Raw genomic sequence first — 14071 nt, forward strand, 5'->3', positions numbered from 1 at the left:
GCGGTAGTTCAGTCGGTTAGAATACCGGCCTGTCACGCCGGGGGTCGCGGGTTCGAGTCCCGTCCGCTGCGCCATATCTGCCCCGAGGCCTGCTGAACGCCTTGGAGCTACGAAGAAAGCCGTTGGCTGACTTCGAGTCGATAGCAAAAACCCTGGTCGAAAGACCGGGGTTTTTTGTTTCTGAAATCTGGATTTCCTTCGCGTCTCTCCTATTCTTCCTCTTAATCCTTTCTGAATGCCTTGGTGTCGGATAAAGCCTGTCGGGCTTTTGATCGCGTCGACTGGCTATCTGGTGGCGCTGGCCACGGTTTCCCGATGCCCACAGCCCTGCGTCAGGCCGTCGCAGTTTTTTTGATTCTTTGGTCAGTTTTTTGTGCCGGGATGTTTGCTGCGAGCGCATAAGCCTATAAACTTAACCTATCAGTCAGCTTTGCACTTCATTACAGCCCTCCGCGTCGTCAGGTGGGGCTTCTGCAAGACTCGTGATTTCCAGTACATAACCAGAAGGGCGGGCCCCATAACCGTCCAGAGGATGATCCATGTCCAACCGTGATATATCCCGGCGCTCGTTCCTTCAGGGCGGGCTGGTAGCGGGTGTGAGCGTGACGCTCACGCCATTGAGCAGCCAGGCGCTGGCCGCCTTGATGGAAAACAGCGTGACCGTGCCGTCCGAGCAGTGGCTTGGCAATAACGGCAAGGCGCGTGCCCGTAACGATGCCTTGTCCAAAGTCTGCGGCAGCAAAGTCTTTGCCCGCGACATCCGCGCCAAGGACATGCCGGGCTGGCCGCAGCAGCAAGGCCACGCCATGCTGCTCAAAACCATCAAGGCCGATCGCATCTACGATGGCTATGACCTGTCGTGGCTGGGGGCCGAGCTGCAGCCTGACCGCATCGTCACCGCCGACGACCTGATCAAGGACGGTATCGTCTTCCCTGAGGAGCACGCCCCGGATCCGCTGTTGCCGGTCGGCAAGGTGCCGATGTTCATCGGTCACCCGGTGGCAATCCTGATCTGGAACGACTTCGAGCGCTTCCGCAAGGCCAAGGCCCAGCTCAAGTTCAATGACAAGGCAATCCGCTACGGCGAGAAAGTACCGTTCTACGAAGGTGATCCCTACGGTAGCTTCCGCTACGTGCGAGTCGGCGGGCCGACTTCGGCAGACGAAGATGAGTTCGCCAGCCTCAAGGACTCGATCCTGTTCCCGATGCTGAAAAACCGTCGGCCGGTGTGGAACTCCCAGCCCAACCTGCACGGCAACCTGACCGAGCGCGGGCTGTTCTACGCTGACCGCATGAAGCAGCAGATCGACACTCCGCCGGACAACTGGCTGGTGTTCGACGAACGCTACAAGACCCCATCGATCGAGCCTGCGGCGATGGAGCCGGACAACGGCAACGGCTGGTACGATCCGGCGACCAAGACCCTGCATTTTGTGGTGGCGACCCAGTGCCCACTGGAGGCAGCGACCGAGACCGCGAAGATGATTGCGCCGTCGCGTTTCGGCCTGGCCAACCTGAACATGCACCCGGGTTATACCGTGGGTTACGGTTCCAAAGACCACAACATCTTCGTCTACTATGCAGCCCTGGCGGCGCTGTACGGTGCGGGTGTGCCAGTGCGTCTGGCCAACGACCGCTACGAGCAGTTCCAGAGCGGGATCAAGCGTCACCCGTTCGACATCCGCTACCAGTTGGCGGTGGACAAGACCGACCACAGCTTCAAGATCTTCCGCGCCGATATGAGCGTCGACGGTGGCGGTCGCATCAACTACAGCGCGTCGGTGGCAGCAGTGGGTGCCACGGCGGCGCAGTCGATCTACTACATGCCGCAGAACGATTTGCAGGTCACCGCCTACCATTCGCGCGGCGTTGAAGCCGGTTCGATGCGCGGCTACGGCACCCTGCAGTCCATGGCGTCCACGGAGATGATGGTCGACGAAATCGCCGATCGTCTCGGTGTCGATGCTATCGACCTGCGCCGCAAAAACGCCTTGCGTTCGGGCATGAAAAACACCCAGGGCGCGATCCCGGCTGGTGCCTTGCGCCTGCACGAGATTCTCGACAAGGCGGCGGTCCACGACACCTGGAAAAACCGCGCCGCGATCAAGAAGCAGCGTGAAGCAGCCGATCCCGACAACTGGTACGGCATTGGTTTCGCCATTTGCCAGAAAGACTTCGGCACCGGTTCCGAAGCGCCGATGGCCAGCATCGAATTCACTGCCGAGGGTCGCATCAACCTGCGCCACATCGGCATTGAAATCGGCACCGGCATGTCCACTTCCCAAGCGATGGTAGTGGCCGACTTCCTCGGCAGCCCGGCGCACGAAGTGAAAACCGGCGAAACCGAATGGAAAGAGATGCAGCTGATTACCAGCGGCAACCCTTACATCATGAGTCAGGCCGAGCAGGACAACTTCCTGCGCAACCCGCGCTGGGTCGGCAAAGTGGCCTCAGCCTCGTCGGCGACCAACTCCGCGTACTACTTCAGCCACGCCACCCGTGAAGCGGCGCGCGTGCTGTTCAACCACGGCCTGTGGCCGGCGGCGCTGGAAATCTGGCGACAGGGCCCGTTCGGCGGCCAGGCCAACCCTTACGTGGTGCGTCGCGAAGATGCCCATTGGGTCGACGGCAAGCTCACTGCCAACGGCATGGAGCCCCTGGCTTTTGAAGTACTGGCCAAGCGCGCCCACGAACGTGGCCTGGTGACTGCTGCCACCGTGCACGGCTTCAACCGCTGGAGCTGGGCCGAGGCCGAGTTCAGCATCGACGGCGTGCGCGAGCGTTTGCCGCTCGACGGTCTTGCCGTCAAGTACGGCGACGGTGCACCGAAGGCGAAAAAGGCGCAGATGACCAGCGCCGGTTTCCATCTGCTCGATCGGCAGAACATCGCCTATCCGGCGACCCAGTTGAACAACGCGGCGGTGACTTACTACAGCCCGGTTGCGACGCTGGTGGAAGTGAAGGTCAACAAGGGCTCGAACGAGGTGTCGGTGCTCAACCACCATTCGTGGGTCGAGTGCGGTCGGGTGCTGGTGGAAGAACTGGTCAAGGGCCAGCTCGAAGGCGGCATCGCCATGGGCATCGGTCATGCGCTGATGGAGGAAATGCCGTTGTACGAAGGCGGGCCAGGGGAGGGTGACTGGAACTTCAACCGTTACCGTCTGCCAATGGCGCGGCACGTGGCTGTCTGGAAACAGACCGCAGAAATCCTGCCGCCACTGTCGCCAAGCGATCCGTCCAAGGGCATCGCCGAGGTGGTGATGATCCCGGTGGTCGGTGCCATTGGTAACGCCGTGGCGCATGCCATCGGTAAACGTGTCCGCGACCTGCCTATCACTTCTGCACGCATCAAGGAGGCCCTCAATGGCTAACCGTCCGCTTCAACTGACCCTCAATGGTCAAACCGTCGGCCCGGTGGACATCCCTGATGACCTGCCGATGATCGACTATCTGCACGAATACAAGAACCTCACCGGTTCGCGCCTGGGCTGCGGCCAGGGCATCTGCCACGCTTGTGTGGTGATCGTCGATAACCCGGACGGCACCAGCGAAGAAGTGCGTACCTGCATCACCGGTGCGCATTATTTCGAAGGCAAGAAGGTGCGAACCATCGAAGGTCATGCGACCCGCGATGAGCAGGGCAAGGTCACTGAGCTGAACCCGATCCAGCAGCGCTTCGTCGATGAGTTCGCCTTCCAGTGCAGCTACTGCGCACCGGGCTTCGTCAACGCCGCGACCGTGTTGGTGGAAAAGCTGCAGCGTCAGCCGATCGTCAAAAGCCAGCTGGAAAAAGTCATCGAGGACAGCCTCGGTCATCACATCTGCCGTTGCACCGGCTATGTGCGCTACTACAGCGCGACCCGCAACGTGTTGACCGATCTCGGCCTGGTCAAGGAGGGTTGAGCATGAAGCATCTACTTACCCGCCTTGCGCTGGCGGTCGGCCTGGCTGCGCCGGTTTTTCTGGCTCACGCCGATGATCAGGTCAAGCGCGGCGAATATCTGGCCCGCGCCGCTGACTGCATGGCCTGCCACACCGCGCCGGGTGGCGCTCCGTACGCAGGCGGTCTGCCGATCGTCTCGCCGTTCGGCACCATCTATGGCACCAACATCACGCCAAGCAAAGAGCACGGCATCGGCCTGTACAGCGATGAAGAGTTCTTTGCCGCGCTGACCGAAGGCAAGCGTCGCGACGGCGCGAACCTGTACCCGGCGATGCCCTACACCTCGTATCACCTGATGCCCCGTGAAGACTCTGACGCCATTCATGCCTACCTGAAAACCGTCGAGCCGATTGAGCGCGCCGCGCCGGTCACCAGCCTGAGCTTTCCGTTCAACGTGCGTCTGGGCCTGATGGGCTGGAACATGATGTACGGCAAGGACGTGAAGCTGGAGCCGGCCCAAGGCAAGAGCGAAGCCTGGAAGCGCGGCCAGTACATGGTCGACGTGCTCGGTCACTGTGGTGAGTGCCACACCCCGCGCGGCCTGCCTGGTGCAATGCAACAGGACAAGCGCATGACCGGCGGTATCCTCAATGGCTACCTGGCCCCGAGCCTGCTGGCCACTGACCTGGCTGCCCGCGGCTGGAACCATCAGGACCTGAGCTCGTTCCTCAAGCACGGCATGAGCGCCCAGGGCACGATGTTCAACGAGATGTTCCCGGTGTTCCATAACAGCACCCAGGGCCTCAGTGATCCGGATCTGGCCGCCATGGCCACCTTCCTGCTCGGCGACCAGCCACCGGCGGCGAAAGTGCTCACCGAGGTGCCATTGGACAAGTTGAGCGCAAGTGCCCAGCGCGGCCGTCAGGAATATTTGAACGTCTGCGCCGGCTGTCACGCCGAAGGTGGCGAAGGCAAACCGCACATCGCCGTGGCCATGCGTGGCAACACCACGTTGCGCCTGGAAGATCCGCGTAACCTGGTGCGGGTGATCGAAGACGGTATCGGCGAGCAGAAATTCTCCGGTTTCGAGCACATGCAGCCGATGCCTGGGTTCGCCGACAAGCTCAGTGCCGAACAACTGACTGATCTGCTCAATTACCTGCGTCAGGGGTGGGGTGGTCAGCCGGGTGATCTGGCGGTCAACGACGTGCAGAAGTTGCAGGCCGAAGCGCCGGCGACCGAGCACAAGGCACACTGACATGCAGCATCTCGATCTGCAGGTGGTGCGTCGGGCGCTGGAGTGGTCGACGGCCGGCCAGCGCATCTGGCTCTGTACGGTGCTTGCCACCTACGGCTCGGCGCCGCGCGCGCCGGGCTCGTTGCTGGCGGTGAACGTTGCTGGCCAGTGGATCGGCTCGCTGTCCGGCGGCTGCGTGGAGGAAGACTTTCTCGAGCGGGTCGCCGAAGGTGCATTTGAGGATGCTGTCAGCGTCGTTCGTTATGGCGAAGGCGAAGATCCGCGCTCCCGGGTCAGTCTGCCCTGTGGCGGCGTGCTCGATGTGCTGGTGGAGAAGCTTGAGGCTGATTGCGAGGCGCAGGCGCATCTGCGGGAGCTGGAGTCGGCTTTGTTGGGCCGGCGCCGGCTGATTCGTGAAGTCGATCTGGCCAGCGGTGCGCGCAGTCTGTTCGATGATCGCGAGCAGGGTGTGCGCATCGAGCGTGAAATCGATCGGGTTCGAGTGCGTGTCGGGGCTGCCCAGCGCTTGCTGCTGGCCGGGTACTCCAGCGTCGCTCAGGCTTGCGCCGAGTTTGCCGTGGGCCTGGGCTTCGAAGTGATTCTGTGCGATCCACGGGACGAGGTGCTCGAAGGTGTCGTGCTGGAGAGCGTAGAGATTCGACGTCAGTTACCGTCGGTGTTCATCGCCGATGGTGGCTGCCACAGCGACACGGCGGTCGTGGCGCTGACCCATGACCCGCGTATCGATGACCTGGCGATGATGGAAGCAGTGCGCACTGATGCGTTCTACATCGGTGTGATGGGGTCCATCCAGACGTCGCACAAACGCTTCGAACGGCTGCGGCGCATTGGCGGTTTGGGGGATGCGGAGCTGGCGCGGATTCATGCGCCGATCGGGCTGAACCTGGGCAGCAAGACCCCGGCGGAGATTGCGCTGGCAGTGCTGGCGGACATCCTGCGGATTCGTAGCGGCATCCCTCGGGATCGGCTGTAAGATCAAAAGCTCCAAAACAAAAGGCCTGCATCGTTGCAGGCCTTTTTGTTTTTCCGGCTCAGTACCCGAACTTGTCCCGCAACCCGTAATACCAGGCACCCAATGCCGCAAACGGCGTGCGCAGCAATTGTCCGCCGGGGAACGGGTAATGGGGCAGGTCGGCAAAGGCGTCAAAACGCTCGGCCTGGCCGCGCAGTGCTTCGGCCAGCACCTTGCCTGCCAGATGCGTGTAGGTCACGCCATGGCCGCTGCAGCCCTGGGAGTAGTAGATGTTGTCGCCCAGGCGACCGACCTGAGGCAGGCGCGACAGCGTCAGCAGGAAGTTGCCGGTCCAGGCGTAATCGATTTTCACGTCCTTGAGCTGCGGGAAGGCCTTGAGCATCTTCGGCCGGATAATCGCCTCGATGTTCGCCGGATCCCGCGCGCCGTACACCACGCCACCCCCGAAGATCAGGCGCTTGTCCCCGCTCAGGCGGTAGTAGTCGAGCAGGTAGTTACAGTCCTCGACGCAGTAGTCCTGGGGCAGCAGGTTCCTGGCCAACTCCTCGCCCAAAGGTTCAGTGGTGATCACCTGAGTGCCACAGGGCATCGACTTGGCGGCCAGCTCCGGCACCAGATTGCCCAGATAAGCATTGCCCGCGACGATGATGAACTTCGCCCTGACCTTGCCCTGTGGCGTATGCACCACCGGGTTCGCGCCGCGCTCGATGCGCACCGCAGGCGATTGCTCATAGATGGTGCCACCCAGGGACTCCACCGCCGCAGCTTCACCCAGAGCCAGGTTGAGCGGATGAATATGCCCGCCGCTCATGTCGAGCATACCGCCGACGTACTGATCACAGGCCACCACCTCGCGGATGCGGCGTTGATCCATCAACTCCAGTTGGGTGTGGCCGTAGCGCTCCCACAGGCGCTTCTGGGACTCCAGATGGCCCATCTGCTTGCCGGTCATCGCGGCGAACACGCCACCGTCCTTCAGATCGCACTGAATGTTGTATCGGGCGACCCGCTCACGAATGATCTGCCCACCCTCGAACGCCATCTGCCCCAGCAACTGGGCCTGCTTGGGGCCGACACTGCGCTCGATCACATCGATATCGCGGCTGTAGCTGTTGACGATCTGCCCACCATTGCGCCCCGACGCCCCGAAACCAACCCTGGCGGCCTCGAGCACGGTTACCTTGAAACCGTTTTCCAGCAGGAACAGGGCAGAGGACAACCCCGTGTAACCGGCACCGATCACACAGACATCAGTCTCGACATCATCCTGCAGCGCCGGGCGCGGGGGGACAGCATTGGCCGATGCGGCGTAGTAGGACTCTGGGTAGGGGGTGTTCGCCATCCTGCAGCCTCTGTTTAATATATTTTACGAGTGTGATGATCCTACCCGAGTTAAAAATCGCCCGCCAGCCACCCGTAAAATCTTCGTTGCAGGCGAAAAATTAAATATTTTGCATATTCATAGGGTTAGCGCGAAAAAAGGTGTTGACACCCCTCCGGAATTCCGTAGAATGCCGCCTCACAGCAGGCACGTAGCTCAGTTGGTTAGAGCACCACCTTGACATGGTGGGGGTCGTTGGTTCGAGTCCAATCGCGCCTACCAAACAAAATCCGCTCTGCTGGGCGGTCTGGAAGGGCTCACCGAAAGGTGGGCCCTTTTTTGTTGTCTTGGATTTGCAAAACTTTTGCAAAATCCCCACCTCTTATGCAGGAGCTCGTAGTTTTAGTGCGGTGTAGATTGCATCAGTGATTCGCCTATGTTGAGTTGAACAAAGCCGAATTTATCTACATAATAATTATGTCACTGGTTCAAGGCTGGCTTCTCTAAAGGGGCTGGCAGCGCTGATAAGGTCTTTCCAGGCCAGAATCCGCACCGGGCGAGGTCGCTAGCAGCGGACCGAGCTACCCCTGATAGGGTTGGCACATTTTTCAAAGGTGAGACGTCATGTCTAAAGCCAACATTGTGTCCTTTGCAGAAAAAAAGGCAGAGCTTCAAAGCAAAGCCGATTTTCTAGATTTTCTTGCCGATGACATCAAGAGTCAGCCTGATAGCATCAAGCCCATTCCTACTGGGCTTCTGAGCCGGATCCAGGCTCTGCGCACGAAGGCTGAACAAAGTCGTCGTAGCGAGCTTCTGGAAGGCTAAAATTACGTGACGGAAAGCACGCTGAACATCGTAAACGGGTGGGCATTATATGCCCACCCGTTTTTCTTGGAGCGCCTGAAACGCTTACCGCAGAGGTCGAGAGAGCTGCTGCGAAAAACCCTGATGGTTTTCACCACCACCCGTCCTACAAGCTGCTTGATGCCGTGACCGAAAATATTCTGGTCAACGTGCCAGCTAACCCGGCACATCCCAATTACCGTCAAGGTACAACTTTGGGAAAAACCAACAAGCATTGGCTTCGCATTAAAAAGCAAGGGATGGCTCCCCGATACCGTCTTTTCTTCCAGTTTCGCTCTGACGCCCCCAAAACCATCATCTATGTTTGGTTGAATGACGAATCTACACTGCGAAAAGCTGGTGACAAAAGTGATGTCTACGCGGTCTTCGCTGCGATGGTTAAAGGGGGCAAGGTGCCAAGCGAATTTGCAGAGCTTTTGGCCGCAAGTAATTCCTACGATGTTCCTACCGAGATCACAGGGGCAGAAGAGGAGAAGCTTATTTCGTTAAAAGAGTAGATCGGCGCCTACCTCCCGGTACTCGATTTCCTTTTAGTTGCGCCCCTCGTGACAGTGCTTCGTCGTTTTTCGTCCGCTTCCCAGGGTGAAGTCGCGTGATCGAGAACTCATGGCCGCACCTCATGTGTCTCTACTAAGTAAGCTCAAATCGCTCCAGAGCATAATCCTTACCCGCCACGGTAAGTGAAAATGTGGTGGCGCCGAATGTCCCCCGTGTCGCACTTCGCTTCACTAGGCGTTTAGCTTCAAGTTGCTTTAGACCGACTTCAACTTCCAGTGTGCTGATTGAGACAAGTTTGCAGACTGAGTCCAGACTTGCAATTTTCCGGTAGTTCGCATGGTAGGCCAGAACTTCCATCAGTAGCGTTTGGTTCTCTGTCAGTTGCGGAAACTGCGGGTTGTTCTTTTTGTAAACCTTGCGCTCTATCTCATGCAGCTCACCGCCAGCCCCGTCAGGGCTGCGGGTGTAGTAAATCGCAACAGACAGAGTGCCGATCAAAGTCGCGATAATCAGCATCAGCGACCAATTGGGCATTGGCGTTTCCAGCAAAAGCCAATCCCCGGCACGTAGCAGCCAGCCCTTGGTGTCTGCCAGCAATGGCATGTTGAAGTAAGTGTCGAGCAGCGTTGTGACTACCCAGGCCACAAGGATGCCTGCGGCCAGGCAGGCCATAACCTTCAACGTGAGTGGGAGTCGCTTGCCTTCTGCTGCCATGCTGCTTTTCTCTGGTTTGGGAAACAGCTGTTACCAGCATAGCAGTGGAAAAGTGACGCTCTGCAAGTGGCGTCGGGCAAAGGCTTATGTGCAGAAAGAGGGCAGCCGGTGACCGTGTCTGAAGGGCGCCTTTGAGATGCCATCCCTACACGGTCAGCGGTTATCTGACGTGCCGATCAGTTCGTGGCTCGCTGTGTAAAAGTCAGAGCGAGTAACCGGCCACCTGGCTGTTGTGGGCGTCCTGCACTCCAGCGATGAGGTGCAGTGGAATATTGGGTTGCGTTTCCATTGCCGGTACTTCGAAGCCGACAATCTGGATGTGTCGCTCGCTCGGTACCGTCGACTCTGCAGCCTTTTCCATGGCCATTCTCGCGTGATTCATTGCGATTTCATTGAGCGTTGACACGTTACATCTCCTGGTGACTGGCCGAGCGTATCGCTGGAAGTCCTTAAGCGTTGATTGAATGATTGCCGCGTCAGAATTATGTCGTTCCGGGCAGCTACAGGCCACAAGTGCAATCCGTACGCCATGATGCAGGCCTGTTGAGTGCTGCGCTGCCCCAGGCGACGAGTGGTGTGTGCCGGGCTCTTCAAGCGCCTTTGGTGCGTGGCGGTTTTCTGGCTCCGTCGATAAAGGTCGACCAAAGGCGCCGATGCAGCCCGTCACTTCATGGGCTACTACTGACAGGTTGATTCAACTTCGTCCTGAAAGGAGTTTCTCGATGCTGACTCACTGGATGCTTGCGGCGGGCCATCTTCTGGCGCTGGTGGTGGGGTTCTGGGCGGTGCTGGCGCGAGGCACGGCTTTTCGACGATTGGCCGATGGGGTCGGGGAGGCACGCAGCGTATTGATCGCGGACAACCTGTGGGGGATCTGCGCCGTCGTCCTGTTACTGAGTGGCGGGATGCGGGCCTTCGGCGGGTATGAAAAAGGCGCGGACTATTACCTGCATCAGCCGTTGTTCCATCTCAAGATGACGTTTTTCGTGCTGATCCTGTTGCTCGAGATTGCACCGATGGTGACGTTGATCAAGTGGCGGATCGCGCTTGGGCGCAAAACGGCTATCGACACCGCACGCGTGAAGCTGTTCGCGCGCATAAGTCATGTCGAAGCGCTGCTGGTGCTGCTGATGGTGGTTGCGGCCACAGGGATGGCGCGGGGAGTGGCTTTTGGGTAGCGCCGAGCGGGCAAGTTGGGCGGGATGCGGGATTTGAATCTTTAGCCAGCCGTGGTCCGGGGGGAACGGGCTGGCTACTGACTGCAAGAATCAGGTTTGCGGCTTTTCCGGGGCGGTCAGACCGGCCTGGATGCGCTGGTAGATTTCTTCGCGATGCACTGCAACGTCTTTCGGTGCGTTGATGCCGATCCTGACTTGCTGGCCGCTTACGCCCAGAATGGTGATTGTAATGTCATCACCGATATTTATGCTTTCACCGACTTTGCGGGTGAGTATCAGCATGGTCTTCTCCTTGATTGCTTGGTGGGGCACCTGATTCGGACAGTGCAGAGGTCGGTGGTACGTATAGATTAGTGCGAAGTCTCACTTTTTGGGTGTCTCTTTCTGACGTTCAGTAGCGACATTAATTCCCAGGGCGTAACTATACAGAGGCCGCAACCATCATTCTCGCTGTTTTGTGCCCATTTTGCGGGTCTCGTGAAGTATTCATGAGTGTTAAAATCCTCGTTTTGGCATTCTGAGGGATACGCTGTGCGCAAAATGTTCTGGGTAATCGCGATATTGGCGCTGGCAGGATGTGGTGAGGGCAAGAGCGTGGACACGCCGAAGCCACGGCCACCGGTGGAACCAGCAACTGCACAGGTGTCTGGGCCGCAATGGGATCTTGAAGTGCGAGGTGAAACACCTCAGGCGGTCAGCGATCTGAGCGGATGGCTGATCGAGCACAGCTTCATGTCCAGTGTAGTCAAGGAAAATGGCCAGACACGTATTCTGATGGGGCCATACAACTCACGGGCCGAGGCCCAGGCCAAGCAGGATGAGGTCCGCGCATCGCTCACCCGGGCGAAGAAACAGAACATCGAGTTGCTGGTGCTTGAGCGTCCGGCGGTTCAGTAACCTTGCGCGTGATAGAGCACTGATCAACAAAAGGCCCCGGGTACTTCGTCCCGGGGCCTTGGTGTTTTTTAAGGGCGTGCGGGCTTAGCCGCAGGCTTTCAAGTTTACCGGGCCGACAAATTCATTGCCGCGCCCCATGACGCACGCCACGCTCTGGTTGCGCTGACGCTCCCAGGACTGGACCGGGTAGGTTTTGTCCCAGGCTTCGTACAGTTGTCGATCCTGCCTGGACAGACGTACGCCATATTCCTTGCTCATGTAGAAATAAGTCCGGGCGATCATGCCGCGAATGGAAGGGCGGGGCATGACTTTCCTGGCCTTGAAGTCGATCTGGGTCAGGCAGGAGCCGTATTGACCCGACTGCTCCGGCAACCAGCCAAAACTGAAGTTGCTGCGATCGCCATTGACCTCGCCAATGCTGGGTACCAGGTTATGCAGGTCGGCTTCAGCCTTCTGGTAGGCGGCATCGTAGCGTGTGCAGTTTTTGCGTCCGCCTTCTTGCCAGCATTGGCGTTGATGGCCGATCTGCCAGGCCGGAACGATGTGCTCCCATTCGATACGGGACGCGCGCTTGGCATTTTTGCGTGGCACATAACCGCATGCGGCGAGGTTCACCCGGTTGCCCGTGTATTTGCAGCCGCAGTAAAACTCCGTTGATTGAGGGGCATACAGCTCCCACGCGATTTTCTTGGCCTCATCGAACGTGCGCGGTGCGTCCGCCTGGACGCCCGTGGCGAACAGCAGAAACAGTAAAGCGAAACAGCGGGCAGTCATCGACTCAATCTTCCTTCGGCACAACCCAGAAAATCTGCACGCCACCATCATCGCGATAGGCGAGGGTGACGTTGTCGTTCTCGTCGATTTCTTCGAGCAGGCGCTCCCATTCATCCACCGGCTCTTCAGGCAGGCGAAAGATCAGCGCTGCCCTGGCTTTCTGCGCAGTGGGGGAGTTGATGATTTTCTGTACGCGCATGCCCATGCGTACGTAGGTGTCAGGAGTGACAGTGGTGTCCATGGGATTATCCTTATTAAGCTGTACGTGCATACAGTATTTAACTGTGCTACTTTTCGCAACTGCTTAAAATTCAAGAAGATCGTCTGACAGCGATTTGTTCCGTTTGGTGTAAGGCGGGGCGAGGTTTTTTGTCACCGGCTAACACAACCATCTCACCAAGGTGGCATCTCCAGGTGGCATCGAGATTAAAGAAAACCGCAGGGGGGACGATGTTTCCTCAAGGGATCTTTTTTCAAGAATTTGAAATGTCGTTATCCGTGGATGTTTCCAAAGCGTGCAGGCATTTGTCCTCTCTTCCTGTCAGCCCTTGTACGGCCGTTGACAAATCCCGGCAGGGTTCGCATAGTTCGGTCAACGCAAACGTTTGCGCGTCGCCCGGGATGAGCATAGTCATCCAGCGGGCCTGCAACATACGTCAGCGCAAGCGTTGCTCACAATAATCATAAGATCGGAGTGAACCCATGAAGCTGCCATTTGCTGGACGTCTTCTCGCTATCGCTGTGCTGGCTGCGGCCTCCGCTGCACTGCCTGTCTCTTCGGCCTTCGCCGAATCGCCCGAAAAACCCAAAGTCGCGCTGGTGATGAAATCCCTGGCCAACGAGTTCTTCCTGACCATGGAGGACGGTGCCAAGGCCTATCAGAAGGAGCACTCCGCAGAATTCGACCTGATATCCAACGGCATCAAGGACGAGACCGACACCGCAGGCCAGACGCGCATCGTCGAGCAGATGATTTTGGCCAAGGTCAATGCGCTGGTGATTGCGCCCGCGGATTCGAAAGCCATGGTCCCGGTCATCAAGAAAGCCGTGGACGCCGGTATCACTGTGGTCAACATCGACAATCAGCTTGACCCGGCCGTGGTCAAAAGCAAAAACATCAGCGTGCCATTCGTAGGCCCTGACAACCGCAAGGGCGCGCGTCTGGTGGGTGATTATCTGGCGAAACAGCTGAAGGCCGGTGACGAAGTCGGCATCATCGAAGGTGTGTCCACCACCACCAATGCCCAACAGCGCACCGCCGGTTTCAAGGATGCGATGGAAGCGGCGCAGATCAAGGTGGTGTCCCTGCAGTCTGGCGACTGGGAGATCGATAAAGGCAACAAAGTGGCCGCCTCGATTCTCAGTGAATACCCGCAAACCAAAGCCCTGTTGGCCGGCAACGACAGCATGGCGGTCGGTGCGGTGTCTGCCGTGCGGGCAGCGGGCAAGGCCGGCAAGGTGCAAGTGGTCGGCTATGACAACATCAATGCCATCAAGCCGATGCTCGCCGATGGCCGCGTGCTGGCCACCGCTGACCAGTTTGCGGCCAGACAGGCTGTATTCGGCATCGAGACTGCGCTGAAGATTCTCAAGGGCGAGAAGGTCGAGGGCGGCGCCAATGGCGTCATCGAAACTCCGGTAGAGCTGGTGACCAAGTAGTCCTCTGGCGCCTCAACAGTGCTCGCCCGTTCGGGGCGGGCGCATGGAGATT

Annotated in this window: 15 protein-coding genes and 1 tRNA gene; 10 read left to right on the top strand and 6 right to left on the bottom strand. The window is 58.7% G+C overall.

The annotated features are described in order from the left end of the window. The first annotated feature begins 539 nt into the window (after positions 1-539). From AC07OG_RS20515 to AC07OG_RS20530, 4 genes are read left to right on the top strand one after another with little or no spacing between them, the layout of a single operon-like run. Positions 540-3371 (top strand): xanthine dehydrogenase family protein molybdopterin-binding subunit, encoded by a 2832-nt coding sequence (locus tag AC07OG_RS20515; protein ID WP_495067927.1) that lies wholly within the window; start codon positions 540-542, stop codon positions 3369-3371. Continuing rightward, the gene (locus AC07OG_RS20520; RefSeq protein ID WP_060540043.1) at positions 3364-3903 is read left to right on the top strand and encodes a (2Fe-2S)-binding protein; all 540 of its coding nucleotides are present in this window, start codon (positions 3364-3366) and stop codon (positions 3901-3903) included. Before AC07OG_RS20515 ends, AC07OG_RS20520 begins: the two co-directional genes overlap by 8 nt. Positions 3904-3905: 2 nt before the next feature. Next, entirely contained in the window at positions 3906-5141 is a 1236-nt protein-coding gene (locus tag AC07OG_RS20525) for a c-type cytochrome (protein ID WP_495067928.1), read from the top strand. 1 nt (position 5142) lies between these two features. After that, the gene (locus tag AC07OG_RS20530; RefSeq protein WP_060540041.1) at positions 5143-6114 is read left to right on the top strand and encodes an XdhC family protein; all 972 of its coding nucleotides are present in this window, start codon (positions 5143-5145) and stop codon (positions 6112-6114) included. Positions 6115-6172: 58 nt separating this feature from the next. On the opposite strand, the gene AC07OG_RS20535 is transcribed toward AC07OG_RS20530, so the two are convergent. Beyond that, entirely contained in the window at positions 6173-7456 is a 1284-nt protein-coding gene (locus AC07OG_RS20535) for an NAD(P)/FAD-dependent oxidoreductase (protein WP_495067929.1), read from the bottom strand. A gap of 184 nt (positions 7457-7640) precedes the next feature. On the opposite strand from AC07OG_RS20535, the gene AC07OG_RS20540 reads away from it, so the two are divergent. The 3 genes from AC07OG_RS20540 to AC07OG_RS20550 all read left to right on the top strand — a co-directional run bounded on the left by AC07OG_RS20540 (position 7641) and on the right by AC07OG_RS20550 (position 8796). Then, positions 7641-7717, top strand: a tRNA-Val gene (locus AC07OG_RS20540). A 342-nt stretch (positions 7718-8059) separates the two neighbouring features. Beyond that, positions 8060-8260 carry an AbrB/MazE/SpoVT family DNA-binding domain-containing protein gene (locus AC07OG_RS20545; RefSeq protein ID WP_060540031.1) on the top strand — a complete coding sequence of 67 codons (201 nt, stop codon included), beginning with the start codon at positions 8060-8062 and terminating at the stop codon, positions 8258-8260. 38 nt (positions 8261-8298) lie between these two features. After that, positions 8299-8796 carry a type II toxin-antitoxin system YhaV family toxin gene (locus AC07OG_RS20550; protein WP_495067930.1) on the top strand — a complete coding sequence of 166 codons (498 nt, stop codon included), beginning with the start codon at positions 8299-8301 and terminating at the stop codon, positions 8794-8796. A 133-nt stretch (positions 8797-8929) separates the two neighbouring features. Here AC07OG_RS20550 and AC07OG_RS20555 read toward each other — a convergent pair whose 3' ends face one another. Both AC07OG_RS20555 and AC07OG_RS20560 read right to left on the bottom strand, forming a co-directional pair. Then, complete coding sequence (locus AC07OG_RS20555) at positions 8930-9511, bottom strand: hypothetical protein (protein WP_495067931.1); 582 nt, start codon at positions 9509-9511, stop codon at positions 8930-8932. 202 nt (positions 9512-9713) lie between these two features. Then, on the bottom strand, positions 9714-9917 hold the full coding sequence (locus AC07OG_RS20560; protein WP_495067932.1) for a hypothetical protein: 204 nt from the start codon (positions 9915-9917) through the stop codon (positions 9714-9716). Between the two features lie 316 nt (positions 9918-10233). Between AC07OG_RS20560 and AC07OG_RS20565 the strand changes: the two genes are divergently transcribed. Beyond that, positions 10234-10689: a DUF2214 family protein gene (locus tag AC07OG_RS20565; RefSeq protein WP_495067933.1), complete on the top strand. Its 456-nt coding sequence runs from the start codon at positions 10234-10236 to the stop codon at positions 10687-10689. A gap of 90 nt (positions 10690-10779) precedes the next feature. On the opposite strand, the gene csrA is transcribed toward AC07OG_RS20565, so the two are convergent. Next, complete coding sequence (csrA, locus tag AC07OG_RS20570) at positions 10780-10971, bottom strand: carbon storage regulator CsrA (protein ID WP_008057174.1); 192 nt, start codon at positions 10969-10971, stop codon at positions 10780-10782. Between the two features lie 249 nt (positions 10972-11220). Between csrA and AC07OG_RS20575 the strand changes: the two genes are divergently transcribed. Continuing rightward, a complete protein-coding gene (locus tag AC07OG_RS20575) occupies positions 11221-11586 on the top strand; it encodes an SPOR domain-containing protein (protein ID WP_060540027.1) in 366 nt (121 codons plus the stop codon). Between the two features lie 84 nt (positions 11587-11670). On the opposite strand, the gene AC07OG_RS20580 is transcribed toward AC07OG_RS20575, so the two are convergent. Together AC07OG_RS20580 and AC07OG_RS20585 are read right to left on the bottom strand one after the other, a co-directional pair. Continuing rightward, complete coding sequence (locus AC07OG_RS20580) at positions 11671-12360, bottom strand: endonuclease (RefSeq protein WP_060540026.1); 690 nt, start codon at positions 12358-12360, stop codon at positions 11671-11673. A 4-nt stretch (positions 12361-12364) separates the two neighbouring features. Then, positions 12365-12601 (bottom strand): DUF1654 domain-containing protein, encoded by a 237-nt coding sequence (locus tag AC07OG_RS20585; protein WP_060540025.1) that lies wholly within the window; start codon positions 12599-12601, stop codon positions 12365-12367. Between the two features lie 461 nt (positions 12602-13062). Between AC07OG_RS20585 and AC07OG_RS20590 the strand changes: the two genes are divergently transcribed. Continuing rightward, entirely contained in the window at positions 13063-14019 is a 957-nt protein-coding gene (locus AC07OG_RS20590) for a sugar ABC transporter substrate-binding protein (protein ID WP_495067934.1), read from the top strand. Positions 14020-14071 lie beyond the last annotated feature (52 nt).

Source organism: Pseudomonas sp. GW821-FHT09H03 (genome assembly GCF_059415945.1).